This is a genomic window from Microvirga medicaginis (assembly GCF_052658925.1).
Map to the genome: position 1 here is coordinate 466,095 of NZ_JBQWEL010000001.1, position 26,294 is coordinate 492,388.

General features: G+C 67.8%; 26 protein-coding genes and 2 pseudogenes. 13 read left to right on the forward strand and 15 right to left on the reverse strand.

Annotated elements, in window-relative coordinates; translation table 11 throughout:
• Positions 1–3: 3 nt before the first annotated feature.
• Entirely contained in the window at positions 4–1,956 is a 1,953-nt protein-coding gene (gene nosZ, locus ACUXUR_RS02270; protein ID WP_445500697.1) for a TAT-dependent nitrous-oxide reductase, read from the reverse strand.
• 17 nt (positions 1,957–1,973) lie between these two features.
• Entirely contained in the window at positions 1,974–4,352 is a 2,379-nt protein-coding gene (locus ACUXUR_RS02275) for a 4Fe-4S binding protein (RefSeq protein ID WP_445500876.1), read from the reverse strand.
• 305 nt (positions 4,353–4,657) lie between these two features.
• Here ACUXUR_RS02275 and ACUXUR_RS02280 point away from each other — a divergent pair, with 305 nt between their 5' ends.
• Complete coding sequence (locus tag ACUXUR_RS02280; RefSeq protein WP_445500698.1) at positions 4,658–5,539, forward strand: ferritin-like domain-containing protein; 882 nt, start codon at positions 4,658–4,660, stop codon at positions 5,537–5,539.
• A 17-nt stretch (positions 5,540–5,556) separates the two neighbouring features.
• On the opposite strand, the gene ACUXUR_RS02285 is transcribed toward ACUXUR_RS02280, so the two are convergent.
• From ACUXUR_RS02285 to ACUXUR_RS02305, 5 genes are all read right to left on the reverse strand, one after another.
• Positions 5,557–7,155 (reverse strand): copper resistance CopC/CopD family protein, encoded by a 1,599-nt coding sequence (locus tag ACUXUR_RS02285; protein WP_445500699.1) that lies wholly within the window; start codon positions 7,153–7,155, stop codon positions 5,557–5,559.
• 44 nt (positions 7,156–7,199) lie between these two features.
• Positions 7,200–7,733, reverse strand: a complete 534-nt coding sequence (locus tag ACUXUR_RS02290; protein ID WP_445500700.1) for a YcnI family copper-binding membrane protein — start codon at positions 7,731–7,733, stop codon at positions 7,200–7,202.
• A 42-nt stretch (positions 7,734–7,775) separates the two neighbouring features.
• Positions 7,776–8,150 (reverse strand): hypothetical protein, encoded by a 375-nt coding sequence (locus ACUXUR_RS02295; RefSeq protein ID WP_445500701.1) that lies wholly within the window; start codon positions 8,148–8,150, stop codon positions 7,776–7,778.
• 70 nt (positions 8,151–8,220) lie between these two features.
• A complete protein-coding gene (locus ACUXUR_RS02300) occupies positions 8,221–9,372 on the reverse strand; it encodes a hypothetical protein (RefSeq protein ID WP_445500702.1) in 1,152 nt (383 codons plus the stop codon).
• A gap of 85 nt (positions 9,373–9,457) precedes the next feature.
• Positions 9,458–9,781: a metal-sulfur cluster assembly factor gene (locus ACUXUR_RS02305; RefSeq protein WP_445500703.1), complete on the reverse strand. Its 324-nt coding sequence runs from the start codon at positions 9,779–9,781 to the stop codon at positions 9,458–9,460.
• A 290-nt stretch (positions 9,782–10,071) separates the two neighbouring features.
• Between ACUXUR_RS02305 and ACUXUR_RS02310 the strand changes: the two genes are divergently transcribed.
• Entirely contained in the window at positions 10,072–10,527 is a 456-nt protein-coding gene (locus ACUXUR_RS02310) for a pseudoazurin (protein WP_445500704.1), read from the forward strand.
• 146 nt (positions 10,528–10,673) lie between these two features.
• Positions 10,674–11,855, forward strand: coding sequence for an NnrS family protein (locus ACUXUR_RS02315; RefSeq protein WP_445500705.1), 1,182 nt, complete (start codon positions 10,674–10,676; stop codon positions 11,853–11,855).
• A gap of 198 nt (positions 11,856–12,053) precedes the next feature.
• On the opposite strand, the gene ACUXUR_RS02320 is transcribed toward ACUXUR_RS02315, so the two are convergent.
• Complete coding sequence (locus ACUXUR_RS02320) at positions 12,054–12,437, reverse strand: hypothetical protein (protein ID WP_445500706.1); 384 nt, start codon at positions 12,435–12,437, stop codon at positions 12,054–12,056.
• A 134-nt stretch (positions 12,438–12,571) separates the two neighbouring features.
• Here ACUXUR_RS02320 and ACUXUR_RS02325 point away from each other — a divergent pair, with 134 nt between their 5' ends.
• The 4 genes and pseudogenes from ACUXUR_RS02325 to ACUXUR_RS02340 form a co-directional block, all read left to right on the forward strand.
• Positions 12,572–12,733 (forward strand): NepR family anti-sigma factor, encoded by a 162-nt coding sequence (locus tag ACUXUR_RS02325; RefSeq protein WP_445500707.1) that lies wholly within the window; start codon positions 12,572–12,574, stop codon positions 12,731–12,733.
• A gap of 337 nt (positions 12,734–13,070) precedes the next feature.
• Positions 13,071–13,316 (forward strand): annotated as a pseudogene (locus ACUXUR_RS02330) (gamma-glutamylcyclotransferase); the annotation flags it as partial.
• Positions 13,317–13,362: 46 nt separating this feature from the next.
• Positions 13,363–13,878 (forward strand): gamma-glutamylcyclotransferase, encoded by a 516-nt coding sequence (locus ACUXUR_RS02335; protein ID WP_445500877.1) that lies wholly within the window; start codon positions 13,363–13,365, stop codon positions 13,876–13,878.
• Positions 13,879–13,910: 32 nt separating this feature from the next.
• A pseudogene (locus tag ACUXUR_RS02340) lies at positions 13,911–14,656 on the forward strand (YoaK family protein); the annotation flags it as partial.
• Between the two features lie 130 nt (positions 14,657–14,786).
• On the opposite strand, the gene ACUXUR_RS02345 reads toward ACUXUR_RS02340, so the two are convergent.
• From ACUXUR_RS02345 to ACUXUR_RS02360, 4 genes are all read right to left on the reverse strand, one after another.
• On the reverse strand, positions 14,787–15,752 hold the full coding sequence (locus tag ACUXUR_RS02345) for a GGDEF domain-containing protein (RefSeq protein ID WP_445500708.1): 966 nt from the start codon (positions 15,750–15,752) through the stop codon (positions 14,787–14,789).
• A gap of 190 nt (positions 15,753–15,942) precedes the next feature.
• Positions 15,943–16,692, reverse strand: a complete 750-nt coding sequence (locus tag ACUXUR_RS02350; protein WP_445500709.1) for a sulfite exporter TauE/SafE family protein — start codon at positions 16,690–16,692, stop codon at positions 15,943–15,945.
• A gap of 334 nt (positions 16,693–17,026) precedes the next feature.
• Positions 17,027–18,955, reverse strand: a complete 1,929-nt coding sequence (locus tag ACUXUR_RS02355; protein ID WP_445500710.1) for a heavy metal translocating P-type ATPase — start codon at positions 18,953–18,955, stop codon at positions 17,027–17,029.
• Between the two features lie 143 nt (positions 18,956–19,098).
• The gene (locus ACUXUR_RS02360) at positions 19,099–19,491 is read right to left on the reverse strand and encodes a cytochrome b (RefSeq protein WP_445500878.1); all 393 of its coding nucleotides are present in this window, start codon (positions 19,489–19,491) and stop codon (positions 19,099–19,101) included.
• Positions 19,492–19,875: 384 nt separating this feature from the next.
• Here ACUXUR_RS02360 and ACUXUR_RS02365 point away from each other — a divergent pair, with 384 nt between their 5' ends.
• Both ACUXUR_RS02365 and ACUXUR_RS02370 read left to right on the forward strand, forming a co-directional pair.
• The gene (locus tag ACUXUR_RS02365) at positions 19,876–20,151 is read left to right on the forward strand and encodes a PepSY domain-containing protein (RefSeq protein WP_445500711.1); all 276 of its coding nucleotides are present in this window, start codon (positions 19,876–19,878) and stop codon (positions 20,149–20,151) included.
• Between the two features lie 4 nt (positions 20,152–20,155).
• On the forward strand, positions 20,156–20,743 hold the full coding sequence (locus tag ACUXUR_RS02370; protein WP_445500712.1) for a cytochrome b/b6 domain-containing protein: 588 nt from the start codon (positions 20,156–20,158) through the stop codon (positions 20,741–20,743).
• Between the two features lie 9 nt (positions 20,744–20,752).
• Here ACUXUR_RS02370 and ACUXUR_RS02375 read toward each other — a convergent pair whose 3' ends face one another.
• The 3 genes from ACUXUR_RS02375 to ACUXUR_RS02385 are packed head-to-tail and all read right to left on the reverse strand — an operon-like array spanning position 20,753 to position 23,087.
• Complete coding sequence (locus tag ACUXUR_RS02375) at positions 20,753–22,111, reverse strand: sensor histidine kinase (protein ID WP_445500713.1); 1,359 nt, start codon at positions 22,109–22,111, stop codon at positions 20,753–20,755.
• On the reverse strand, positions 22,108–22,776 hold the full coding sequence (locus ACUXUR_RS02380) for a response regulator transcription factor (RefSeq protein WP_445500714.1): 669 nt from the start codon (positions 22,774–22,776) through the stop codon (positions 22,108–22,110). The genes ACUXUR_RS02375 and ACUXUR_RS02380 overlap by 4 nt, the downstream gene beginning before the upstream one ends.
• Positions 22,776–23,087, reverse strand: coding sequence for a PepSY domain-containing protein (locus tag ACUXUR_RS02385; protein ID WP_445500715.1), 312 nt, complete (start codon positions 23,085–23,087; stop codon positions 22,776–22,778). Before ACUXUR_RS02385 ends, ACUXUR_RS02380 begins: the two co-directional genes overlap by 1 nt.
• 132 nt (positions 23,088–23,219) lie before the next feature.
• On the opposite strand from ACUXUR_RS02385, the gene ACUXUR_RS02390 reads away from it, so the two are divergent.
• The 4 genes from ACUXUR_RS02390 (at position 23,220) to ACUXUR_RS02405 (ending at position 26,179) form a co-directional block, all read left to right on the forward strand.
• Positions 23,220–23,498, forward strand: a complete 279-nt coding sequence (locus ACUXUR_RS02390; RefSeq protein WP_445500716.1) for a PepSY domain-containing protein — start codon at positions 23,220–23,222, stop codon at positions 23,496–23,498.
• 48 nt (positions 23,499–23,546) lie between these two features.
• Positions 23,547–24,029: a hypothetical protein gene (locus tag ACUXUR_RS02395; protein WP_445500717.1), complete on the forward strand. Its 483-nt coding sequence runs from the start codon at positions 23,547–23,549 to the stop codon at positions 24,027–24,029.
• Between the two features lie 165 nt (positions 24,030–24,194).
• The gene (locus ACUXUR_RS02400) at positions 24,195–25,550 is read left to right on the forward strand and encodes a ferredoxin reductase family protein (protein WP_445500718.1); all 1,356 of its coding nucleotides are present in this window, start codon (positions 24,195–24,197) and stop codon (positions 25,548–25,550) included.
• Positions 25,551–25,771: 221 nt separating this feature from the next.
• Positions 25,772–26,179, forward strand: a complete 408-nt coding sequence (locus ACUXUR_RS02405) for a response regulator (RefSeq protein ID WP_445500719.1) — start codon at positions 25,772–25,774, stop codon at positions 26,177–26,179.
• Positions 26,180–26,294 lie beyond the last annotated feature (115 nt).

Here is a 26,294-nt window from a genome sequence, read left to right on the forward strand (position 1 = left end):
CCGTCAGGTCGCCTGCGGCTCAACGAACATGCGGCCCTTCATCTCCATATGCATCGCGTGGCAGAACCAGGAGCAGAAGTACCAGTACACGCCGGGCCGGTCGGCCGTGAACGTGACCGAGGCTGTCGCCTGGGGCGCCACCTCCATGTTGATGCCGTAGTTGACGAGACCGAAGCCGTGCGTCAGGTCCTCGACGTCATCGATGTTGGTGACGAACACCGTCACTTGGTCGCCCTGCTTGACCTGGAAGCTCTCCAGCCCGTAGGCCGGCGCGGCCGAGGTCATGTAGACCCGCACCTTGTTGCCGTCGCGGACCACCTTGGAATCCGCCATGAGATCCACGCCGTCCGCCTTGGCCTGTTGCACCGCGTCGGCGAAGAACGGGTCGTCGCGTTTCCAGGTGTGCACCGGGTTGATCTTCGAGCGGTGCACGATGGTGGCGTCGTGCGGCTCCGCGAAGCTCGGACTGTCGTGGACGAGCACCATCCGGTCGCCGGAGATGTCGATGAGCTGGTCGTTCTCGGGCTTCAGGGGGCCGACGTTGAGATAGCGGTCCTTCGAGAACTTGTTCAGCGAGATCAGCCACTTGCCGTCCGCTTCCTTGGTCTGACCCATTGAGGTGTGGTTGTGGCCCGGCTGGTAGTGCACGTCGAGCTTCTGGATCACCGGATTGACCTTCTCGCCCTTGAAGGCGCGCTTGGCGAGGTCGATGTTCCACTTGACCACCTGGCTGTCGAGGAACAGCGTCGTGTAGGCGTTGCCCTTGCCGTCGTAGGCGGTGTGCAACGGCCCGAGGCCGAGTTCAGGTTCCGCGACGACGACGTCGCGCGGCTGGATCTTGTCGTCGAACAGGTCGTCGAGCTTGCGGGCGTCGAACACCGTGACCGTCGGCGACAGCTTGCCGTTGGCGACGAAGTGGATGCCGTCCGGGGCCGTGTTGATGCCGTGCGGGCTGTTCGCCACGGGGATGTAGCGCGTGTATGGCGACCCCTTGCGGCCGTCGAGGACGGGCACGCCGCCGATCATCTCGGCCTTGCCAGCCTTCACCGCCTCCTCGATGCGCTTGAGGTTGAACACGACAACCCAGTCCTGCTCCTTGGACATCATCTCGGCGAGCGTCACGCCTTCCTCGGAGTTGTAGCAGGTTGCCCAGGAGTACTTGCCCTGGTAGTCGGCGTCGGTGTTGTCGAGGTTGCCGTCGACCCTGATCTGCCAGGCGACCTTCATGGTGTCGCCGTCGACCGCCGTGTAGATCGAGGAATACTGCTTCGGATCGTCGAGGATCTTGCCGTCGTTCGGGATCGGCACGCGGTCCTCGCCGTTGCAGAATACGTAACCCGTGCGCGGATATTTCTGCACGCGCAGTCCGTGGACCGTGTGCTGGTTGGGCAGCTGGAGGATCTTGTCGCACTTCATCACGTCGAGGCGGATGCGCGCGACGCGGGTGTTGAGCTTGTCGTTCACGAACAGGTAGCGCCCGTCATAGGTGCCGTCCGTGAAGGACAGGTGCGGGTGGTGCAGGTCGCCTGCGGTATAGACGCCGCCCTTGTCCTTCAGATACTCGACGCTCTGGGGCGTCAGTCCCTCGGTGAGGATCTTGCGGCTCTGGTCGGTCTGCCCCCAGCCGGTGGCGCTGTCGCGGTTGAACACCGGGATGCGCATCAGCTCGCGCATGGAGGGCAGACCGACGATGCGGACCTCGCCGGTCTGACCGCTGGAGAAGAACACGTAGTACTCGTCAAGCTCGCCCGGCTTGACCTCGGTCTTGTTGGCGCCGGCGGCAGGACGCGCCGCTGGCGCTCCGGGCGCGGTCTGGGCTTCGGCGGGTGTGATCACGCCCGTCTCCTTCAGGGAGACGCCGCCGGCGACGCCGGCCGCTCCCGCAACGGCAACCGCAGCCGTCGTGCCGAGCATGTCGCGCCGGCTCAGTCCCTTTTTGGGTTCTTCGTTCGCCATGAAAGTCTCCTTCGTGCTCATGAGGATGTTGTCGGAACATCGGCCGTGGTCGGCGTGTCCGTGGGCTTTCCGACCGCCTTGCCCTTGTGGGTGATGATCGGTTTAGCGGGTCCGCTGCCGCCGTCTTTGATCCCGCGCATGGACGGCGACGAAATTGCCTCACGCTTCTCGCGCTTGAGGCGCACCTGGATCATGTGCGGGCAGCGGTGGTCGTCGTGGTACAGTTCCTGGCAATGCATGCAGTAGATGCACTCGTTGACGTTGATCTGCCCCTCAGGATGGATCGACTGCACCGGGCATTCCTTGGCGCAGCGCTGGCAGGGCGAGCCGCATTCGGGCCAGCGCTTCAGCCACTCGAACATCCTGATCCGACCCGGGATCGCCAGGGCGGCGCCCAAGGGGCAGAGGTAGCGGCAGAAGAAGCGCTCGATGAACAGCCCGACCGAGAGCAGGGCCAGCGCATAGATGACGAAGGGCCAGTCGCGCACGAACTTCAGGATGATGGAGGTCTTGAACGGCTCGACTTCGGCAAAGACCTCGGCCAGCGCGACGTTGTACAGCGAGAGACCGAACAGCCCGAGGAAGATGATGTACTTGATCGGCCACAGGCGCTCATGCAGGCCCCACGGCACGGTGATCTGGGGCACCTTCAGCCATTGCGCGATGTTGTTGGTCAGCTCCTGGAGCGCACCGAACGGGCAGAGCCAGCCACAGAAGGGGCCGCGGCCCCAGAACAGCAGCCCCGCCGCGACCGCCGCCCACAGGATGAAGATCAGCGGCGCCGCGAGGAAGAACTCCCAGTTGAAGCCGGTGATGAGCGAGTTGGTGAAGGTCAGGACATTGACGACCGACAGCTGGGCGTTGGCGTACCAGCCGAGCCAGACGAGGGTGAAGGTCAGATAAGCCCGTCGCACCCAGACGTAGACGGTGGGCCGGCGCACCAGGGCATCCTGGAAGAAGAAGATGGCGGTGAGGACCAGGAGCGCCACGGCGGCGATGCCGATGGAGACGGTGTTGGTCTTCCAGATCCTGAGCCAGAGCGGATCCTCCAGCTCGCCGGCCGCGAGCGCGTCCGCATCGTTGAGGGACGGTTCGGTCGGTGAGACAGGCGCCGGAGCCGTGGTCGGCCCCTGTCCCTGAGGCTGCTGAGCCGCAGCCGCTGCAGGGGTGCCGGCCTGGTTTTGGGCCTGTGCCTGCGGAGCGGGTGTCGGTGCCGGCGTAGGAGGCTGCTCGATCCGCAGATATTGGTCAGGCAGCGTGTATTCGAGATTGTAGGTCAGGAAGGCCTTGTCGCGTGCGCCGACATTGCGCTGCACGAGCAACTGCAACTGCCAGGGCTCCGTGAGGTCGAGCTTGAAGTCCTCCGGCACCACGAACAGGGCGATCTCGCGCAACGCGGGTGCGCCCGCCGCGGCAAGGTCGCCGAGGCGGGTGTGGTTGCGGTCGCGAAAACGCGTGCTCTGGCCCTCCTGCAAGAGCTCAATGCGGTCGAAGATGCCGCCGCGCACGTAGCCGGACCCCTTGAACGAGTAGGCGCCTTCGCCGGCCACGACGATGGCCTGCTGATCGGGCTTGAGCCGCGCCTTAAGCTGGTCGTAGCCGGCGTCGCCGAGCAGGCTGCGCCCGATGGTGGGCACGCTCACCGGGGCGACATAGAGATCAATGAACGTGTCGGCCGGATCGGCTGTCTCGGCATTGTTGGCCGCCTCCTGGTTGCCGGCCTTGGCGTAGACCTCGTTGACCTCGCCGACGGTGAGCGACAGGCGGCGGACCGAGCCGTCACCGAGAAGCGTCTGCCAGTTGCGGACCTCGCTCTTCGACAGGTCCACGGTTTTTATGGCGGCGGGTGCCGGCGCGGCCGCTCCGGCGGACGGCGCGGCGCCTGCCCCAAGGCGCCCGCTCCGGATGAGGCGTACGGCGGAGCGCACCACGCTGTCGCCCATGACGAGCACCGTCACGGTCGCGCCGCTGACGATGTCGACCTGGGGCGGACGCTCGGCCCCGGTCGCAACCGGCTTCATGTCCTTGCCGATGAGCGTGTTCATGGCGGCAACGATGCGCCGCTCCGGGATGCCGATGAGGACGATGGGCTCCTTGTGGTCGACGAGCTTGATCCCGGTGATGACGCCGTTCGGATCGATCCCGACCAGAAGGTTGATCGGCTTGCCCGAGTAACCGGTCGCGCCGGTGAAGTCGGAGTTGAGGTAGACGTAGCCGAGCAGCCGGTCGCCCTGGTGGGCCGGGACGAGCGGCGGGTCGCCCTGGGGCGGCCCGAACCGGTCGGCGCCGGGGAAGAACTCGTTGGGCTGCGCCTTCGGCAGGTATTCCTGCACGCGCCCGGCCGCCAGGGCCTGACCGGCCCACGGCAGAAGGATCATGGCGCCAAGAAGAGCCATAAACCGAAGGATCAGCGGAATGGTGATGGAGAAGGATCGGGCGGGGCGTACGGAGGTCGATCTTTCCAACAGGAACCGTCCAGTGTCAGATTGTGCTTCTGAACAGAAAACACGGAACGGTCAGCGGGCCAGAAAGGTTCCGCTTACCGTGTCGTAATTTTCCGGGGCTGGATCGGGGAGGATCGCGAAGCCCGGCACCGTATGAAACAGCCGAGCTTGTCTTGCTTTGATCTGGCGCAAATTGACGGATCATGCATCGCTCGTCAACCTTTGACACCATTGTCAGCATCGTTCGGAGAGTTCCAATGTCGCTTTTGAAGACTGAGCCGGCGGGGACCGTGACGTCCCTGGAGGAGCTGTTCGCCATCGCGGCCGCCATGGAGCACGAGGCGGCGACCCGCTACGCCGAGATCGCCGCGCGCATGCGGCAGGAGGGCAATCCCGCCTTGGCGGAGGTGTTCGAGCGCCTGTCCGCCGACGAGCAGGGCCATCTCGACGGTGTCGTGCACTGGTCGCAGAAGACCAAAGGGAAGGATCCCGATCCGGCACGGATCCGCTGGGAACTCCCGGAGACCTTCGACGACGAGGGCGCGGCGACGACCGATCCCAAGCTGGTGGGGGCCTATCGCGCGCTCTCGATGGCGGTGCGCAACGAGGAGCGCGCCTTCGCCTTCTGGAGCTACGTGGCGGCACATGCGCAAGCCCCTGAGATCCAGCGCGCGGCGGAGACGATGGCGCACGAGGAACTGGGGCATGTGGCGACCCTGCGGCGGGAGAGGCGGAAGGCCTTCCATAGTGAGCGCGGGCAACAGCGGACCGGCCTCATGGCGGAGGACGGCGGGCCAGACCTTGCCGCCTTGGAACGGCGGCTTGCCGATCTGCTCGCCCCCCTTGCAGCCAAGGCCTCGCTCCAGGAGGGCACGCGCCTGAGGGGCTTCGCCGACGAGGCGCGGCAGCATGCGCAGGAGCTTGAGCAAACTCCCATCGCCGTGCCCGGCGCCCGGCCGGTGGGCACGCCCCCGGACGACCCAGTGGCCTTGGCCGAACTGCTCACCGACCGCTACCTCGAAGCCGGCGACGTTCTGCAGGACGAGGAGGCGCTGGGGCGGGTGCAGGCGCTCGCCGGGCGCGCCATCGCCCGTCTCGCGTGGCTGCGGGCCGACTTGCCGGAGCTGCATCGACCCTGATCGGACGCTCCAAGCGCTCATGGCCGGAGCGTGACGCTCCCCTCAAGGCTGGCCTTTTCGAAGTCGTTGACGAGGATTTCGACCTTGACCTGCCAAGGCCCGGCCAACGGAAGAACCAGGCCGTCGACCTCCCAGCCCCGCTCCGCCCGCCGGGCCTGGCGTTCGATGGGCCCGATGCCAGCGTCGGGCTTGCTGAGGACGAGCGTCACCTCCTTCGGATCGACCGGCGCGGCGCGTCCGGAGGCGACCACGATCCGGGCCCGGATTGCCTCGGGCCGTCCGGGCGACAGGGTCACCTGCGCCATCAGGTTCGGCGTGTGCAGGTGTGCGCTGGCCGCCGCGGCGGCCTCGGCCGCCGGTTCCAGCGCCCGCGGCGGCGGCGTGAACCGCCACAGGCCGACCAGTCCGAGGATGGCCAGGGACAGCACAATTTCGGCCACAACCGAGCGGACAAGCCGCCTTCCGCCGGAGCCATCCGGCTTGCTCAGGGCAGAGGTGAGCCAAAGCCGGTTCAGGGCAGCCAATCCGAGCAGCCCCGCGACGAGGATGGTTTTGGCGATCAGCACTTGCCCGTAGGCAGTGCCGGTCAGGTTCGCGAGGCTTTCCACCTGAACCGCCGCCAGCACAAGTCCGGCCAGCGTGAGGGCGGCAACGGCGACCAGGGCTCCGTTGGAGAAGCGGCGCACGGCCGGCAGGGCCTGTGCGGGTGCCCGGCGAACCATGAGCGCCAGCGGGATCAGGGCTCCGATCCAGTAGGCGACACCGACGGCGTGGAGGAACACGGCGGGACGGGTCAGCCATTGCGGGGCCGCCGCGCTGGCATGGCCGCTCATCGCGAGGGAGAGCCCGACACACGCCAGGGCCAAGAGGCCGCAGGCCCGCCGCCACCTTTCCCCGCGGTCATGCAGGCCCATTCCCGCCATGAGGAGGGCTGCCACCGCGGCCGCCACGGTCAACCAGAAGGACGTCCGCCAGCCCGCCGCCCAGGGGGCGGCCTTTCCCAGGGCTGACAGCGGCAGCCCCAAGGCGTCGAGGCCTTGGAGCCCGAGCGAGAGCACCGCCGCAATGGCGCCCAAGGCAAGCAGGCCCGACAGGGGGCGCGCCACCTTGCTGGATGGCGGTCTAGGGACGACCCAGGCCGTGAAGAACACCCCGCCCACCCCGGCGAACAGGCCCAGGTAGAGGGCCACCCGCGCCAGCCAGAGGGCGCCGCGAGCGGCGGGGCTGACTTCGGCTCCCGGGATACCTCCGGACCCGCTCGGGGCGCCAATCGAGAAGATCACCGTGCCGCTGATCGGGTGGCCGTCGCCGGAGGTGACCCGGTAGCTTAAGATCTGGGTGCCACGGGGCAAGCCCGGTGGCACGGCGATGTCGAGCATCTCGTTGCGGGAGGCTGCCGCCAGGCCGCTGTGCGTCCGCCCTTGGGCGTCCGTCAGGCTGATGGTCAGGGGCGACACCGGCTCGTTGAAACGCAGGCGCACGGTGGCGGGGACCTGCTCGACCACCATGCCGTCAGCCGGATGGGCCTCGACCAGCGCCGCATGCGCGAGGGCAGACCCGCCTCCGCCCAGGAGCGCGAGCGTCAGCCAGAGCATGAGAAGGATCGCGCGCTTCATGGCGGCACGGGGAGCCGGCTTTCGGGCGGCTCCCCGCTCCCTCGTCAGTGGGTGGCCTTGGCCGGCAGGAGCTTCAGCCCCGGCGCCGGATACTGGTAGTCGTCGGCGCTTTTGCCCTCGGCCGGGATCTCGATCCAGCGGTCGGCCTTGCCGCCACCGCATTCCTGCACGACGGGGAAGTACAGCATGGCGTCCGGCTTGAGGCTGTCCGTCAGGTAGGCGCGGAACACGAACTCGTCGTAGTGCTCGTCGGGCAGCTTGCCCGTCCAAACGATCTCCCGCACGCCCTCCGCCATCGCCGTGCCGTAGTAATCGCAGGTTCTGTCATACGGCGCCTTGACGGTCTCCATCTCCCACCCCGGCTTGGGCATGGGCTTGACGCTGATGACGCCGTCCGGGATGCGCACCCGCAGCTTCAGGGTCGGCGCCCCTTCGCAGCCATGGCCGACGCGCAGCACCGCCTTGTAGGTGGAGGCCACGGGGGCCTGCTGCGTTTCAAGAGTGGTGTGGGCCAGCGCCGGGCCGGCGAGCGCGAGGAGAGCGGCGGCAAGCGCCCCGCGAAGAAGGGTCGTGGTCATAGTGTTTCCTGTCGGATGGAGGGATGTCGTGGATCGGCGGCTTCAAGCCGGCGCGGGCGGCGCCCGCGCCCCGACAGGAAGGAGCTGGGGAATTCTTGCCACCGCGATGAGACGGTCAGGGCCATAGACGGCCGCATGAGCTTCCCGCCCGGGCAGGCAAGCCAGGACGTGATCAACAGGCGGGCCGGGCAGCCCCGGGCAGACGCTGAGGATGCAGCACGGCGGCTTGTGTTCAGGGCTCTTGGCCGGGCTGTCCGCATCATGCCGGGCGGTGGATGCCGCATGGTGGGCATGAACCCGCGAGCCTCCATCACGGAGGAGAGGGGTTCCATCTCGGGGGAGCGGCGGGCCCATTGTCCCAAGGGCCATGAGGACGACATGGAGGAACAGCGCCAGGGCGGAGACAAGTGCCGTCACCTGTCGCCTCCATTTCGCGCTGTGCTCGATCCCTGTCATGGCGGGCTACCTAGGCCTGTGCTGGGGTGGATCAATGCGCTCGGGATTCGCCTTCGCACGGTTCCGCCGGGCGAGCAGTCTTGCGGTCGTTCCGCGACGCGCCGGTCAGGCTGGCGGCGAACCCGGCAAGGGCGAGGAGCGTGAGGACGCCGCTGGCCATCCGCCCAGCCTCCCAGCCGGCGAGCCCGGCCCCCGCACGAAGGGCCAAAGACGCATGCAGCAGGAGCAGCGGCGCGTAAAGGACCGGCGCGTAGCGCACCCGGATCCGCGCGACGGCGGGCAGGATGATGAGCGCGTGCCCGAACACCATCGAGAGGACGAAGCCGATCAGGACCGTATGCAGCGCGAGGTCATATCCGAAGCTGGTATCGCCCGGAGGGAACGTGACCAGCGCGAGGCCTGCCAACCCCAGCCAGGCGTAACCGGTCAGCATGCATGCCGCCATGAAGCGGGTCTGTCCCGTCCTGCGCACGTTCAGCAGGGCAATGTCATGCCGCATCAGCCACACGGTGGTGACGAGCAGCGCCAGGCCAAACAGGATGGCGCCGTTCTCGGTCATAAGGCCATTCTGGGCGCCGGCGGCGAGAAGGCCGACGGCGAACAGGAACAGGGGTTCGCTGCCGCGGCGCTGCGGCATCAGGCGGCTGAGTTCCAGCCGCTCGCCGGCGATGGTCAGCACCAGGAAGGCGAGCCACCAGCCCACCAGATCGGGCACTGAGCCGTCCATGAGCCAGAGGACGTTTCCGGCGAGCCAAGCGAGCGCGCCGAACAGCAGCGCGCCGGTGAACACGGCCGGCTGCTGCATCGTGATTTGCAGGGTCGCTCCTGCCAGGATGGCCGCCGCAAGCGTGTAGGCGCCTGCTCCCATGGCCTCCGGCGCGCCGGCGAGCAGGGCCAGCGTTCCAAGTCCGGAGAACACCGGGGCGGCATAGCTCCAGCCGCGGCCGAGGGCGACCGCGCGCTCCAGGCTGATCAGGGTCCCGAACAGCCCGGAGATCATCAGCGGGCCGTGCAGGGCGGCAAGGGAGCCGCCGGCGGGCAACGCCCAGCCGAGCCGTCCCAGCGCCCCGTACAGGCCAGCCATCAGGGCAAGGGCCCCAAGGGCCAAGAGGGCGAACCGCAGTTCCAGGCGGCGCCTGGCGCCTGTCAGGGGCAGGGTGGCCGATGAAGACATGTCAGACATTCAATCAATTCTCCTGACAACGCACTCAAGGCGCGGGACCATCGTCGCGCCGCCGCAACGCGGCTGCGGGATCAGCGGGGAGCCATCATGCGGCTTTGCGCGGGGCACGACCCAACAGGTCCTGCCCCCGTGGCGTGATGCGGTCAGGAGTCCAAAGCGGGCTCCAGACCAGACTCACCGCAACGCTCCGTGCCTCGGGAAACCGGCGCGCCAGGCGCTCGCGGACATCCTCCACGATCATCTCGCCGAGCGGGCACGCCCGGGTGGTCAGTGTGAGCGCCACGACGACGCCATCGTCACCGTGCTCCGCCGCATAGACGAGGCCCAGGTCGACCACGCTGAGGCCGATCTCGGGATCCATCACGTCCTGAAGGCAGTCGACGATGTCGGGATCGAGTTGTCGGGCCATTGCTTGCTCCTTGGGCGGGCTCCTTGGGACCCGTCATGCATACGCCGATGGGGCAGGCCGCTCTTTGACCAGGCGCAAACGGGGCCGCGAATTGCCGGAGGCCCCGCATGACGTGTGCTCTGGCGATATTTGCCCTGGCGCAAGTCGCGCCCCCGCCGCGCGCTGCTTTCCGCGCAAAAATGCCAACTCATTGCGCGAGATCAAACACAGGCGGACTCGCCCGACGTATCACCATCCGCAAGAGCTTCGGATCGGAGCTCGCGAGTTTCACAAGGCAACAGGAGTGGATCATGCGGAATGTCATCGTGCTCGGCGCCCTCGTCGCGGCCCTCGGCTTTGCAGGCGCCGCCGGCGCCGCCGAGGTCGAGGTGAAGATGCTCAACAAGGGCACCGAGGGGGTGATGGTGTTCGAGCCGGCGCTGGTGAAGATCAATCCGGGCGACACGGTGAAGTTCGTGGCTGCCGACAAGGGCCACAACGTCGAGAGCATCGAGACGATGCTGCCCGAGGGCGGCAAGGCCTTCACCGGCAAGGTCAACGAGGAGATCTCGGTCACCTTCGACAAGGCCGGCGTGTACGGCTACAAGTGCAAGCCGCACTACGGCATGGGCATGGTCGGCATGGTCGTCGTCGGCGAGCCGACCAACGCGGACCAGGCGAAGGCGGCGACCCATCCTGGGAAGGCCAAGCAGGCCTTCGCCACCCTGTTCGACAAGCTCGCCACGACAACGACGGCCGCGAAGTAACCTCGTGCTGTGAGTCCCATACGCTGCCGCGGTGAAGCTGCCGCGGCGGCGCCAAATTTTGACAGTGCGCACGGCTGGCGGCTTGGCGCCGCTCACATTCCTCGGGGTTCGCCTGATGGCGTGAACCCCAAAGACGGAGGCCCGTGATGGCTCCCATTCCCCGCCTGCGGGACTATACGGGACCCGCGCTCCTCTCCTATGGCTTCCGACCATTCTTTCTGTTCGGTTCGCTCTACGCCGGGTTGGCCATCCTTGCGTGGCTGCCACTGTTCTATGGGGAGCTCGCGCTGTCGACGGCCTTCGCGCCGCGCGACTGGCACATCCACGAGATGCTCTACGGCTATCTTCCGGCTGTGATCACCGGCTTCCTGTTGACGGCGGTGCCGAACTGGACCGGGCGCATGCCACTTCAGGGCAGGCCGCTGCTTGTCCTCGTCCTGGCCTGGGCCGCCGGCCGCGTTGCCGTCACCGCATCAGCATGGATCGGCTGGGAGGCCGCGGCCCTGATCGACAATGCGTTCCTGCTGCTGGTCGCGGCGGCCATGGGCCGGGAGATCATCAAGGGCCGGAACTGGCGCAACCTCAAGGTCCTGATCGCTCTCGGAGTCCTCCTGGCCGGCAACGTCCTCTTCCACGTCGAGGCGCATGTCCTGGGTGCAGCCGACTACGGCATCCGCTTTGGGATTGCCGCCACTATGATGCTGATCATGCTGATCGGCGGCCGCATCATCCCGAGCTTCACCCGCAACTGGCTCGCGCGCGAGAATCCCGGCCGTCTGCCGGCGCCGTTCGGCCGCTTCGACATGGTCACCATGGGCGCCGCCGGCGCAGCCCTCCTGGCATGGATCGCCGCGCCTGGCTGGAGCATAACCGGGACGATGCTGATCGCGGCTGGCGTGCTTCAAGTGGCGCGTTTGGCGCGCTGGGCCGGGGAGCGCACCTGGCGTGACCGGCTCGTCTTCATTCTCCATGTCGCCTATGCCTTCGTGCCGCTCGGCTTCGTGTTGAGCGGGCTGGCTGCCTTCGGGCTTGTGTCCGCCGCCGCCGGCGTCCACGCCTGGTCGGGCGGCGCCATGGGCATCATGACGCTGGCCGTGATGTCCCGGGCGAGCCTCGGGCACACCGGCCGGGCGCTGATCGCGTCCGCGGCCATGCAGGGGCTCTATCTGCTGCTCGTCGCCGGCGCACTCGCGCGGGTCTGTGCGGCCCTCCACCCCGTCTGGTCGGACGCCCTGCTGCATGTGGCGGGATTGGCTTGGGCCGGAGCCTTTGTGGGCTTTGCGTTGGTTTACTGGAACGTGTTCACGCGTCCGCGCGTGACGGCCTGATCACTTCCGCGGCGATGCGCGAATCCTGCGGCGGCGTGGCATCCCTGAGTGTTCGCCAGTCAATGCCGTAGGCGGCGAACAGCAGGCCGCCGATAGCGGCGAGACAGACGTAAAAGCGCGCTCGCCATCCAGGTGAGGCCCGTCGCGGCTCCAGGAAACGCCGCAGGATGGCGGCGGCCTGGAATCCCGGGCCCGCGATCACGCGCCGGGGCCGACCCAACCGAGCGGGGAGGCATCACCTTGGGTCCCGCCGACCTCCATGGCGGCGAGGGTCAGCAGGACGAGGAAGAGCCAGGTGCGGTGCTGATCGCGACCGCCGATCATAGGCTTTGACGCGCCCCCGCACCTGAGAAGGGGGCGCTGGGCTTGACCGGAACGGCGCTCGCCATCCTCATGTCCATCGGGGTCGCGACCATGCTGTTCCTGAGCCAATGATCGTCGTGCCACCGTCAGCCGCGGACCGTGCCTTCTCTGAAGGTCGGCCCGGTTGCGCGGGCGAGAAAACTCCCGCCTGTGGTGGTTGGCCGCAGCCCTTGTGGCGGCATCATCCGTTCCTGGGCGCTGCCCCAGCTCGGCCGCCATGTGTATTGCGGCCCAGCTGAAACCAGGCCAGGGCCTCGCGGGTTGCCGATAACCTAGGTTAATCGAGCCGCTGCAAGGCATGGCGCGGAAGCGGTGCCATGCCTGATGATGGATGCCAAAGATATTGTGATCCGATGAAACAGATTCCGAACAGCCTCAACCTGATCCAGGACCAGGTGAACCTCATCCTGGGGCAGATGCTGGCCAGCCTCTACCAGGACCTTGTGAACGCGCCCGTCCCCGAGCGCCTGAGGGCCCTTCTCCACCAGCTGGAGGCGCGGTGCCCGTTGGGCTGAGGTCAGGTCGCCGAACCCTCGATGGCAGGGAAGCCGGGCAGGCCCATGAACGTGGACGCTGGCTGCCCCCGGTGGCCATGCCACGGCCGGCAAAGAAACTCCCTCGCCGGGGTAGCCCCGGGAGGGAGAGGGGATCCAGAGGGAGGAAGAACTCTGAAGCCTTTCCAGGCTGCCCGATTCCAGGCGCGCCGGCCATGACCCAGGTTAAACGCGGCTGCGGATTGTGTGGGGGCGGCCCGGCGGGATGCCGGTGGGCGCATCCTGGCGGCAACGCGCCTGCGCAGGTATCATCGACGGAGGCTCTCGACCGTCAGGGAGTGACCGAATGGCAGCCCGAATGGCGCTCACGCCGCAGCACGTGGCGCGGGTCCACCGCACCCTAGAGGATCCCGGCCCGGACCCCAACCTCGCCTACCACACGGCCGGGGACTACGACGCCGTGGTGCGAAGCCTGCTTGCCGCGCATCCCGGCGGGCCGGACACTTGGCTGTTCGCCTATGGCTCCCTGATCTGGAAGCCGGAACTGGAGCATGCCGAAGCGCGGCGGGGAACGGCCCGGGGTTGGCACCGCTCGTTCTGCTTCCGGATCGAGCGCTTCCGCGGCAACCAAGGACCAGCCCGGGCTGATGATGTCCCTCGACCGGGGCGGCCAGTGCCGGGGCGTTGTGTTCAGGCTTGCGCCGGACAACCTCGGAGGGCAGCTCGGGAAGCTGGTCCGACGCGAGATGACCGTGAAGCCGCCCAACAACCTTCCGCGATGGATTGCCGTGGAGACGGCCCAAGGGCCATTGCGCGCGGTAGCGTTCGTGATGAACCGGGCGTCGCGCTTCTACACCGGCCGGCTGCCGCCGGAGCAGGTGGCGGACGTGCTGGCCACGGCCTGCGGGCATTGGGCTCCTGCGCCGAGTACCTCCACAACACCGTCGCGCACCTGCACGAGCACGGCATCCGCGACCGCAACCTCTGGCACCTGCAAGCCTTGGTGGCCGAGCGGATCAAGGCTGGATCCTCTGACATGGCGTAGGCTCCATTGGGCTTTCGGAACGGCGGCTCCCGCTGGAACCGTGCAGCCCCCTCGTTGCAACCCAGCCCACCTCTCGGGATCATGGTCTTGCCCATGGTGCGGTGGTAACGGTCGGCGATGAACCGGAAGCACCGATTTCGGCCGCGTTGGGGCCTGGTTGGCCGGTATGTCCGCTCCGCCCGGCGGGCCATCGCCCCGGGACGGTCGGGGAGAGCCGACGCCCAGCTTGGGATGGTGCTCGCGTGCGTGGCGGGGGCGGCCAATGCGGGCGGCTTCCTCGCCGTGGGCCAGTACACCTCGCACATGTCCGGGATCTTTTCGGCCCTGGCCGACAACCTTGCCCTCGGCGCCTTCAGCCTCGTGGCGGCGGGGCTGGGCGGGCTGCTGTCCTTTGTCGCCGGAGCGGCCTGCTCGGCCATCCTGATCAACTGGGGCCGCCGCCGCAACCGGCCCGACTTCTTCGCCCGGCCCCTGCTGCTGGAGGCGCTCCTGCTGCTCGGATTCGGGCTGCTCGGCGGCTTGGCCCAGGGCACCCCGGGTTCACCCCGCTGGCCGTTCTCATGCTCTGCTTCATCATGGGGCTGCAGAACGCCACCGTGACGAAGATCTCCGGCGCCCGCATCCGAACCACCCATGTGACGGGCATGGTCACCGACGTCGGCATCGAGCTGGGCAAGCTCGTGTACTGGAACAGGGATCCGACCCGTTCGGACATCCTCCGGGTCCGCGCCGACCGGCCGAAGCTACGTCTGCTGGGCCTGCTCCTGGGCTCCTTCTTCGCCGGGGGTGTGTTTGGGGCGTTCGGGTTTCAACACTGGGGCTTTGCCACGTGCCTTCCCCTGGGATCGCTCCTGCTGCTGTTGGCTTTGCCCTCACTGGCCCATGATCTGCTCAAGCGCCGCCGCGCAACCAACACGCTGTGATCCAATCGCTCTCCTGATTCCACCCATGCACTGTCGAAAACCGACTCCGATTCTGGGGGCAGAACACTCCGGTGGATGTCAGGGACGCACGCTCGGTGACGGTTGATCAGTCTTCGTCCGGGGCCGCGAGGATCAGGGCCGTCTCCACCCGGTTTCGGCCGCCAGCCTTGGCTTGATAGAGCGCGCGGTCAGCCGCGGCGAGCAGGGCGTGCGGCATCCCGGCCGAGCCTCCGGTTCGGACAACGGCCGTTGCAGCGCCAATGCTGGCGGTAACTACGCCCCCGGGCGACGACGTGGCCTCATGCGGAAGAGCCAGGGCCTCGATCACCACGCGGACGTGCTCCGCCACCGTCACCGCACGCTGCGCATCGGCCAGTGCCAGGATGATCGCAATCTCCTCTCCGCCGTAGCGTGCGATCAGGTCCCCAGGACCGAGCGGCAGGCTTTGGAGGGCGGCTGCGACCGCGCGGAGGCAGTCGTCCCCCACCAGATGCCCATAGGCGTCATTGAAGCCCTTGAAGTGATCGAGATCGAGCAGGAGGAGCGACATCTGCGTCATCTCGCGAACGGTGCGGCGCCATTCTCGGGCAAGCGTCTCATCGAATGAGCGGCGGTTGGCGAGGCCGGTCAGGCCATCCTTCGTCGCCATGGCGGTCAGCTGATCCTCCAGCGCCCTACGTTCGGTCACGTCCCGCATCACCACGGCCCGGTCGCCGGGCTGGCCAAGGGCATAATCACCGATGGGCCGCGACGTGACCTCAACCCATACCAGGGTCCCATCACCGCGAATGGCCCGGACCGTAACGGTCGAGCTGTCAACCTCCCCCGCCACCAGGCGCTCCGTCGCGGCGGCGATGACCGGCAGGTCCTCAGGATAAACGAACTCCCGCACAGGATGCCCGATCACCTCCGAGACCGGCAGGCGGAACATCCGTTCCGCCGACGGTGAAATGTAGCTGAAGGTCATGTCAGCCCCGACACGGGCGATGACATCGGTGCAGTACTCGGCCAGCAGGCGCAGCTCCACCTCCGCCGTCATGCCGTGCCGGTCCACGACCCCGCCATCCGCCATCTCTGCCCCCACCTCCCACGCTGCACAGGCGCGGGGTCATATCATGGCGCCACCGCCTCCTAAAGAGTTCAGGCTTTGCATTTGGCTGCCTTGATGAATTTGGGCGCTGTCCGCACCGGCCGTCGGATATTGGCGGACCGCCTGCCTGGCCGAGCGACGTGAGGTCGCCCGCTCTCGCGGCGGGGCGGCATCAACCATAAGCCCGCACGAAGAACGCCACCGTGGTGCCGGCGGCCAGCAGCAACGTCCCGGCCCGGACCGCCGCGGGAGGCAGGATCCGCCCGATGTGCGCTCCACACCATCCGCCTGCGACCGCCCCGAGCCCCACCGGCAGGCAGGCCGTCCACGCAACCGCGCCGGCAACGACGAAGGACAGGACGGCAATGCCGTTGGCGGCGCTCACCATCAGCGTGCGCGGCGCATTCAGCGCCTTGACCTCGGCGCCGTCGAGAATGCTCCAGGCCGCCATCATCATCAGCCCGACCGCCCCGCCGAAATAGCCTCCGTAGACGCCAAGCAGAAATTGCAGGGCCAGGATCGTCGGAAGGCCGGCCCGGAAGCGGGCGCGCAGCGCAGGCCCGATCCGCCGGCCAAAGGCCAGCATGATCGTGGCGACGAGCAGCAGCCACGGCAGCCCCTGGTCGAACAGGGCCGCCGGCGTCCACAGCAACAGCAGGCTTCCGCTGAGGCCTCCCACCAGCGTGACGACGCCAACCGGCACGAGGGGCACGCCGCATACAGCTGTCAGGCCGTCCCGGTAGACCCAGGTGCTGGCGAGGCCACCTGGGAACAAGGCGACCGTGCCGGTGGCGTTCGCGCTCACCGAAGGCACCCCGGCGCCGATCAGGGCCGGCAGGGACACAAAAGTGCCCCCGCCCGCCAAGGCGTTCATGCCGCCCGCGAGCAGGCCAGCGAGCAGGAGAAACAGCGCATCACTCATGGACCGGCCCCGCTTGCCGGTTCGGGCGCAACGGCGTCGTCCAGCGCGAAACCCGGCAGCGCGGTCGACATGCCGCCCTGTCTGCCGCCTCTTTCACCGAAGAGTGTGATGCGGTGCACGACAGATGTTCTGGGGCCATCCTGCGGTTGGGCCAAGGGAACCGGTGCCGGGCCCATCAAAATCTGTCGAAGCAGGCGCCTTCGGCCGCTGTTGGATGGCTCCGCCCGGTGCCATGTTTGTCGCCGGCCAGCGGCATAGTCCGTCCAAAGCGCGCGGCCGCAACAACGGCCAGGAGGCTCGCTCGTGGAGCGGATGCAGGCCCAACTCCTCCAGGTCATCTGCGGCCGGGCGTGCCTGATGTGCGTCCGACCGGCAGGAGCCGGGCCGAGTTGAGGATGAAGGCAAGCTCCGAACCGACGTGGATGAAGGCCGCCAGCAGCGGGTTGAGGAAACCGAACGCCGCAAGGGCGATGCCGAGCGCGTCCACCCCGATGGTGCCGGCGAAGTTCTGCCAGATGATGGTGCGCGTGCGCCGCGCGATGCGCAGGGTCTCGACCAGCTTGCCGAGATCGTTGCCGATGAGAACGACGTCAGCGCTCTCCTTGGCAATGTCGGTGCCGGATCCCATGGCGATGCCGAGGTTGGCGGCCGTGAGGGCGGGGGCGTCGTTCACACCGTCGCCCACCATGGCGACGGCATGGCCGCGGAACACGAGCTCGCGAACCGTCTTGAGCTTGTTCTCGGGCAGCATGTCGGAGACGACCTCGTCGATCCCGAGCTCCTGGGCCACGCTCCGGCCCACCGCCGCCGTGTCGCCGGTGAGCAGCATCGTGCGGACCTTCAGGCCGTGGAGGGCCTCGATGGCCTTGCGGGCCTCGGGGCGGATCGTGTCGGCAACGATGATCTCGCCGAGATAGCGTCGGTCGGCGGCCACGACGATGTCGGAGCCGATTTGGCCATCCACACGGATCGGCGTCTCGATCCCGGCTTCCGCGAGGAGCTTCCGATTGCCGACCAGAACGGTGCGCCCTTCGACGCTCGCCGTGATGCCGCGCCCGATGGTGTAACAGAAGCTGTCAGGTTCGGGGACTGGGACGGCTTGCTTCGAGGCCTCCGACACGACGGCGCGGGCGAGCGGATGCTCCGAATGCAGTTCCGCAGCCGCGGCAAAGCGGAGAAGATCCTGCGGATCGATGCCGGGAGCCGGACTGATGGCCTGCACGGCGGGCTCGCCCACCGTGAGCGTTCCGGTCTTGTCGAGCACCACCGTGTCGATGCGCCCGAGCGTTTCGAGGTGAACGCCGCCCTTGATGATGGAGCCGAGCCGCGCCGCGCGGCCGATGCCGCCGAGAATGGCAAGCGGCGTTCCGGCGGCAATGCCGCAGGCGCCGGCCACGATGACCACCGAGATGGTGTCGCGCACGTCGCGGGTCAGGACATAGGTGAGGATGGCCGCGCCAACCGCGAAATAGACGAGGTAGCCGGCAAGCTGGTCCGCCAGCCGCTGCACCGGGGCACGGGTCTGTTCGGCATGCTCAACCGCCTCGACAATGCGACCATAGCTGGTGTCGCGGCCGACGCGCTCGACCCGGATTTCCAAAGCGCCCATCTGGTTGATCGAGCCCGCGTAGACATTGGCGCCCTCAACCTTTTCGACCGGCATGGACTCGCCGGTGATGCGCGACTGGTCGACATAGGAGTGGCCGCTCACCACCGTTCCGTCGACCGGCACCTTCTCGCCGGGGCTGACCAGCACCGTGTCGCCAGCGACGATGCTGTCGACGGGGACGGTCAGGACGTCTCCGTTGCGCCGCACCCGTGCTTCGCGGGGCACGAAGTCGATCAGGTCCTTGATGGCGAGGCGGCCGCGGGCGACAGTCAGGTGCTCCAGTTCCTCCGCGACGAGGACGAACAGCATGACAACGACAGCCGTGAAGAACTCGGAGATCGCCGCTGCCGCCAGGATGGCGATGGTCATGGAGAGTTCCATGGTCATGCGCCGGGCCAAGAGGTTCTCGAAGGCCTCCTTGAACATCGGCCAGCCGGCGAAGGCGAGGGTGGCGATGCCGATCACACTCGCTGGGGCAAGGGGTTCGTGAAGCCGGAACCACAGGATCGCCGCTCCCAACAGCGCCACCGCCATCCGGCCGATGGCCCAGGGCTCGAAAGGGGCGTGGTCATGCACGCTGTCCTCGTGGGAACGGGCATGATCCTCCAGCGGCACGGTGCGGTTGGCGGCCTGCGGGATGGAAAGCGGCGGCATGGACGGCTCCTTGAAGCGCCGGCGGGATGGATCCCAATGAATCGTTGGGGATAGTTTAGAACTCTTCTAAAATATTTTGGAGCAAATCCAAACCGCAAAGTCCGCGGCCGGCCAGTGTTCCCGGTGGCGGTGCAAGACCGCACCTAGACCGGGTTCATGCGTTCCATCGTCCCGTCTCGGAGCACGAACTGGTGCCACAGGGCGATCACGGCATGCAGACCAGCAAGAACGAGAATGACAGTGCCGCCTGCCTCATGGAGTTCCGCGATGGTCCCGGGGGCGCCCTGCACGGACGCGGCAAGGGCGGGCACGGGAAGGCCGAAGAACGACACCGGCACGCCCAGCCGCGAGGCGGCATAACAGCCGGTGAGCGGCAGGCCGATCATGAAGGCATAGAGCACAGCATGTCCGGTCTTAGCCGCCAGATTGAGCCAGGGGCTCTGCGGATCCTCGATGCGGGGTTGGCTGCCCCACCAGCGGGCGATGAGCCGCGGCACGATGAGAAGGAGCACGGCAAGCCCGAGCGAGAAGTGCAGAAGAGGCGGGTTGAGTCGGACCTGCCGTCCGCCCTCGGCGGTGAACTAGGCCGCCAGGATCAGCAGGGCCATGGCCCAATGGAGAATGATGAGGGTTTTCGAGTAACGCGGCATCGGCGACATCCTTCCGTACAGGCCGGCAACAGTTCTGCGCCGGAGAACTCGGCCCACTATGGATCCCGGGAGCTCCCCAGCCATGCGCTGGATCGAATCCGCCCCTGGAGCCGGGCAGGACCAGACCGGATCCTTCGGCAGAGATGCTCTCTAACCCGTCCAACCTGTCACCTCGCTGACAGCCTTCCACAGCAGCCTGACAGCAGACTTTCGCCACTCTCCCGGCATTCCAGGCGCCTCCACCGGCGCTGGACGCAACAGGAGAAACCCATGCGCTATACCACCATCGCCCTTGCAACTGCTGCCGTCATCGCCAGCGCCTTCTCAGCCCAAGCGAGCAGCCTCGGGCGGCCCTGCACCACGGCGCCCCAGAGCCAATGGCTCTCGGTCGATGCCCTCAAGGCCAAAGCCGAGGCCCAGGGCTACAAGGTCCAGAAGGCCAAAATCGCCAAGGCCTGCGGCGAGATCTACGCCCTCGACCCCAACAATGCCCGTACGGAGCTGTTCGTCGATCCCACCTCCGGCGAGATCGTCGCCAAGGAGTGACGCCATGACCGCGAGCAAACATGCGGTCGAGGCCGCCGGCGCCATGCCGGCGACCACCGCCTCCTCACCCCGGGGAAAGACCGTCCGCGTCTGGGACCCCTTCGTCCGGATCTTCCACTGGGGCCTCGTGGGCCTGTTTGTCCTCGCCTTCACAACCGGAGACGAGAGCGAGTGGCTGCATATCCGCGTCGGCTATGCCATTGCCGCTCTCGTTGCACTGCGGATCGTCTGGGGCTTCGTCGGATCCAGGCACGCCCGGTTCAGCGACTTCGTTCGCTCACCACGGGAGATCGCGACCTACGCAGGTCAGGCGCTTCGGTTCAGGGCACCGCGGTTTCTCGGGCACAACCCGGCAGGCGGCGCCATGGTCGTGGCGCTGCTCGTCATGATCGGCGGCATCGCGGCCACCGGTTTCGCCATGACCACCGATGCGTTTTGGGGTTCCCAGTGGGTCGAGGACCTTCACGAGGGACTTGTTTACACGACCATCGGCCTGATCGTCCTGCATGTGGCGGGTGTCGTCTTCTCCGGCCTGGAGCACGGCGAGAACCTGGTGAAGGCGATGATCACGGGCCGCAAGCGCGCATCTTGAGGCTGCCGCTCAGCCCCCGCTCGGCAGCCGGACCTCCGCAAGAAGGCCGCCGAGCGGTGAGCGCCGCAAGGCGAGCGAGCCGCCGTAGGCCTCGACCAGATCGCCGACGATGGCGAGACCAAGCCCAGTCCCGGGGCGGGTCTCATCCAGACGGCCGCCGCGGGCGAGCACGGTGTCGATCTGCTCCTCGGGCACGCCGGGACCATCGTCCTCGACCAGGAGGAGGACCGCCTTGTGTTCCTGCTGGCCCTTGATCCGCACCATGCCGGCCGCCCAGGCGGCCGCGTTCTCGGCCAGGTTGCCGAGGATCTCGGTCAGATCCTGGGCATCGATTTGGACACCCAGATTGTTCACGGCGTCGATCTCCCATGTCAGCTTCCGACCCTGCGGAGTTCTCCGGAGCACGCCGACCACCTGCTCGACCACGGGACGGACCGGCTGGACCGGGCCCGACCGCGCCCGGAGGCCGATCCGGGCCCGCACCAGCTCGCGCTCGACATGCCGGCGCATCCCGGCGGTGATGGCTTCGATCTCGCCGGCAAGGCGGGTGTCTCCGCGTGTTCGCAGTTCCTCCGCATCGGCGCTCAGGACCGTCAATGGCGTCTTCAGGCCATGCGCCAAGTCGGCGGCCCGTGCCCGTGCGCGGGCGATGGCCTGTTCCTGTTCGTCGAGCAGGTGGTCGACCTCGGCGGCAAGCGGCCTGACTTCCTCCGGGAAGGCCTCACCCAGCCGGGCTGTCTTGCCGGAGCGGACCTGCGCCAATCGGCGGCGCACGGCATCGAGCGGGCGCAGGCCGACACTGACCTGGATCCACGCGGCGGCGATCAGGACCGCAGCCAGAAGAGCCAGGGACGGGAGGAGATCGGAGGCAAACGCGAGGCCGGCGGCATGGACCTCCGCCCGGTCGAGGGCGACCGCGACGCGGATCGTTCCGCCCCCGAGGTTTGCCGGCAGGGCGATCCGACGCTCGACGGCCAGCAGAGAGGCGCCGCCGGGACCGGGGATCGCGTGTTGGTGGATCTCCCCGGCGGCAGGCACATCGGACGGCAGGGGCAGCGTGGCATCCCAGAGCGAGCGCGACCGCAGCACGGTTCCGGCTCCCTCCTCAGTGACTTGCCAGTAGAGCCCACTCAGGGGTTGGAGGAATCGCGGCTCAGCCGGCGGCACGCCGATGTCGAGCGCGCCGTCCGCGGTCCGGGCGAGGCTGCCCACCAGCTGGTTGAGCTGTGAGCCGAGTTCGGCTGCCATGCGCCGCTCCACATGCCGCTCGAACAGCAGCAGCAGGCCGAGGCCTGCCAGCGCGAGGGCGAGGATGACAGAGGCCGTACCGGCCGCGAGAAGGCGCAGCCTGAGGGAGCCCTGCTTCATGTGGGGGCGGGCTCCGGCACGAGGTAGCCGAAGCCGCGGCGGGTTTCGATCAGGTCGACGCCGAGCTTGCGGCGCAGGCGCCCGACGAGCACTTCCAGCGCGTTCGGATCGCGGTCGTGGTCGTGCGCATAGAGGTGCTCCATCAGCTCCGTGGGCGGGATCACCCGCCCGGCATGGTGCATGAGGTAGCTCAGGCAGCGGTATTCGAGCGGCGAGAGGTTGAGCGGCACGTCGTCGACCGTGACCCGCATCTTGCGGGTGTCGAGCACAACCCGGCCAGACGAGAAAACGGGCGTGGACCGGCCGGCCGCCCGGCGCAGGAGGGCGCGCACGCGGGCGAGCAGCTCCTCCATGGCGAACGGCTTGGCGAGGTAGTCGTCGGCGCCGGCATCGATGCCCTCGACCCGCTCGGCCCAGGCGCCCCGTGCGGTCAGGATCAGCACTGGCAGGTCCCGTCCGGCCGCCCGCCATTTCCTGAGAACGGTGAGTCCGTCCATTTTTGGAAGGCCGAGGTCGAGGACGGCCAGATCGTAGTCCTCCGTGTCGCCGCGGAACCAGGCTTCTTCACCGTCAGCAACCTGATCGACGGCGTAGCCCGCGTCCGTCAGGACGGCCGCAACCTTGCGCGCGATGCGGGCATCGTCCTCGACAAGCAGAATGCGCATCAGTGGCCCTCCCGCCTGACGATGTCTGCGGTGGCGGCGTCGACGTAGACCTCCCACAGGCGCCCGCCCGGGTCGATCACCTTGAACTCGTAGACCCATCGCTCGCGCTTGCGCTCGAACTCCACGCCGACGATTTCGCCCCCAAGATCGGAACGCACCCGCGTCAGGATGTCGGCCAGCGCAAGTGCTTCGCCCCGCTCAACGGCATGGCGGGCCCGGTCGGAGTCGCGCTCGCGATCAGCCAAGACGGCGGTCGGCAGCAGGGCTGCGGTAAGGCCGAGGAATACCATTTCGCGGCGGGTTCTGTTCATGAGCTGATGATGCCTCCGCGGACCTGACAATTCGCTGACATGGATCAACAGCAGGCCGAAAGCGGCAGGCCGCTAATGTCATCCCCATCGATCCGGACATGCCCGTTCGGATCAGGACACCAGGAGACCGACATGCGCACGATCATCATGACGACTGCCCTTCTCGCGGCGGGGCTCGCCGGTCCGGCATTGGCCGACGATTCCGACAGCCGCTGCGCACCTAGCGCCGACGGCCGGACCTTCGCCGCAAGCGCGGTGAGCAAGGGGCTGGAGGATTCAGGTTACCGCGTGAGCCGGATCAAGGCCGAGCACGGCTGCTACGAGGTCCGGGCCGTGAACGACAGCGGCTTCCCGATCAAGGCCGTGTACGCCCAGGCCACAGGCGAACTCGTTCGGGCACGGCTTCGCTGAACGGTAACACAAACCAGCCCATCGAACGACGAAACAGGAGATCCGATCATGGTCATGAACAAATCCATTGCCGCTGCGCTGGTCGCACTCGGCCTGACGGCGGGCTTTTCCGGGGTGGCCCTCGCGGCCGCCCCGCAGGGGCACGAGAGCCACGGTGTGTCCACCGTGGAGCTGACCCTCAACAACGGCCAGAAGTGGCAGACCGACGAGGCCTTGCGGACCGGCATGAGCCAGATTCGAGAGGTGATCGACGCCTCCCTGCCGTTGATCCATTCGGGCCGCTACAGCGCGGCCGACCTGTCCACGCTCGGCGACTGGGTGCAGGAGCAGGTCGACTTCGTGGTGGCGAACTGCCGGCTGCCGGGGGACGCCGACCTCCAGCTCCATCTGGCGCTGACCCAACTCCTCGACGGCGTCAACGCCTTGAAGGGCGAGGGCGGCCAGCAGCAAGGCGCGGCGGCCATCGTTCAGGCGCTGAACGCCTATGGCGACCACTTCGACCACCCGGGCTGGAAGCCGCTGGCCCGTTGAGAGCAGGTTGAGCGCCGGCAGACCTTGGCATCCACGCACAGAGGCCGTTGCCGCAGGTTGACGCCGATCAACGACAGAAGGCGGCGGGGCTCCGAGAGTGCCCGCCGCTTGGACGCTTGAATGTTCAAAAACCGTTCTGCCACGGAGCAGACGAAGGAGTGTCGGATGGGGCACATCAAGATCGCATTCTGGGGCGCGTTGGCCCTGCTCGCCGCCTTGTGGCTGCTGGCCGACCCTCTCGCGCTGCAGCCTGCCGGCTTCTTTGCCCTGCGCGGATCGATGGTCCAGCTGAGCGGTGTGCTGGCCATGGGCTGCATGAGCCTGGCGATGATCCTGGCTCTGCGCCCGCGCTGGCCGGAGCGGTGGCTCGGCGGCCTCGACAAGATGTACCGCCTGCACAAGTGGCTTGGCATCGGCGGCTTGGTTCTCGCGGTGGCCCACTGGCTCTGGTCACAAGGGCCGAAATGGGCGGTCGGGCTCGGCTGGCTGGAGCGGCCGGCCCGCGGCGCCAAGCCGGTGGTCGACAATGCGCTCCAGCAGCTCCTGTTGACACAGCGCGGCACTGCGGAGGGTGTCGGCGAGTGGGCCTTCTATGCCACCGTGCTGCTCATTGTCGTGGCCCTCGTCCGCTGGATTCCCTACCGGCTGTTCTACAAGACCCACCGCCTCATCGCCGTGGCCTATCTGGTGCTGGTCTTCCACTCGGTCGTGCTGATGCAGTTCAGCTCCTGGGCGACGCCGCTGGGCCTGCTCACGGCCGGCCTGCTGGCCTGGGGGACGGTCGCGGCCGTGCTGGTCCTGTTCCGCCGGATCGGCACCGGCCGCAAGGTCGAGGGCCGGATCAGCCGCCTTCGCTACTACCCGGAGCTTCGGGTCCTTGAGGGCGAGATCGACATCCCTGAGGGCTGGCCGGGGCACAAAGCCGGCCAATTCGCCTTCCTGAGCGGGGATCCTTCGGACGGGCCTCACCCCTACACCATCGCCTCGGCCTGGGACCCGGCCGAGCACCGGCTCACCTTCATCACCAAGGAGCTGGGCGACTTCACCCGCACCCTGCGCGCCAAGCGCTACGTCGGCGAGCCGGTGACGGTGGAGGGGCCGTATGGCTGCCTCACCTTCGCGGACGACTGCCCGCGCCAGATCTGGGTCGGGGGCGGGATTGGCATCACGCCCTTCATCGCCCGCATGAAGCAGATTGCCCGGGAACGGCAGGCGAAGCCGGACCCGTCCCGGACACGGGAGATCCACCTGTTCCATCCGACAGCCGACTACAGCGACGAGGCCATCACGAAGCTGCGGGCCGACGCCGAGGCCGCCGGCGTCCATCTGCACGTCCTCCACGACAAGCGTGACGGACGATTGACCGGCGAGCGCATCCGCGCCGCCGTTCCCGGCTGGCGCGAGGCCAGCCTCTGGTTCTGCGGCCCGGCCGGGTTCGGGGAGGCGCTGCGCCGGGACTTCGCACGCCAGGGGCTGAAGGTGGCCAAGCGGTTCCATCAGGAGCTCTTCGCCATGCGCTGAGGCCAGCCCCAGGGGCGGCCGGCGCCCCGGATCCAGGCTGCCTCTGGCGGAACTTCGACCGGCGCCCGGAACATGGGCGCCCGCATGAGGTTGGGACCCATGTCGCGTGGGCCGCCTGTTTTCGGTGCCGCGGATTGCGCCGCAGGACTGTCACCGGACCGCTGTTGGCCCGGGAGTTCCTGCCTTGTTGCGCTCCTCAAGCCGCTTTCATGGAGATGGTGATGGGACAGGCGATCCGGCGAAAGGTGCTGGTGGTCGAGGACGAGCCGGAGCTCCGTCATCTGGCCGCGACGGTGATCGAGGAGACCGACCTGGATGTCGTCGAGGTCGAGACCGCCGATGCGGCCCTGGCCTTCCTGCAGGACCATGCCGACGCGGTGGTGATGGTCTTCACCGACGTGACGCTGCCGGGGAGGGCGGACGGCGTCGACCTCTCGCTCGCCTGCGCGGCGCGCTGGCCCCACATCCGGGTGCTCATCACCTCCGGGCGGGTGCGGTTGCCGCAGGACGGGTTGCCGAAGACGGCGCGCTTCCTGCCCAAGCCCTGGCGGGCGCTGGACGTCCTGGTGGCCGTCGAGAGGGCAGCCTGTAGCGCCGAGATCCCGACCACGGTCCCGCGGCGTCAGTGACCGGGGTGCCGTCCTGCGAGCATCGGTGATCAGGGCAATCCCTTAGTTTCGACACCAGCCCCGACGGCGTAACGCCTGGAGCAGAACGGCGGACCTCCCGCATGCCGGACTGGTC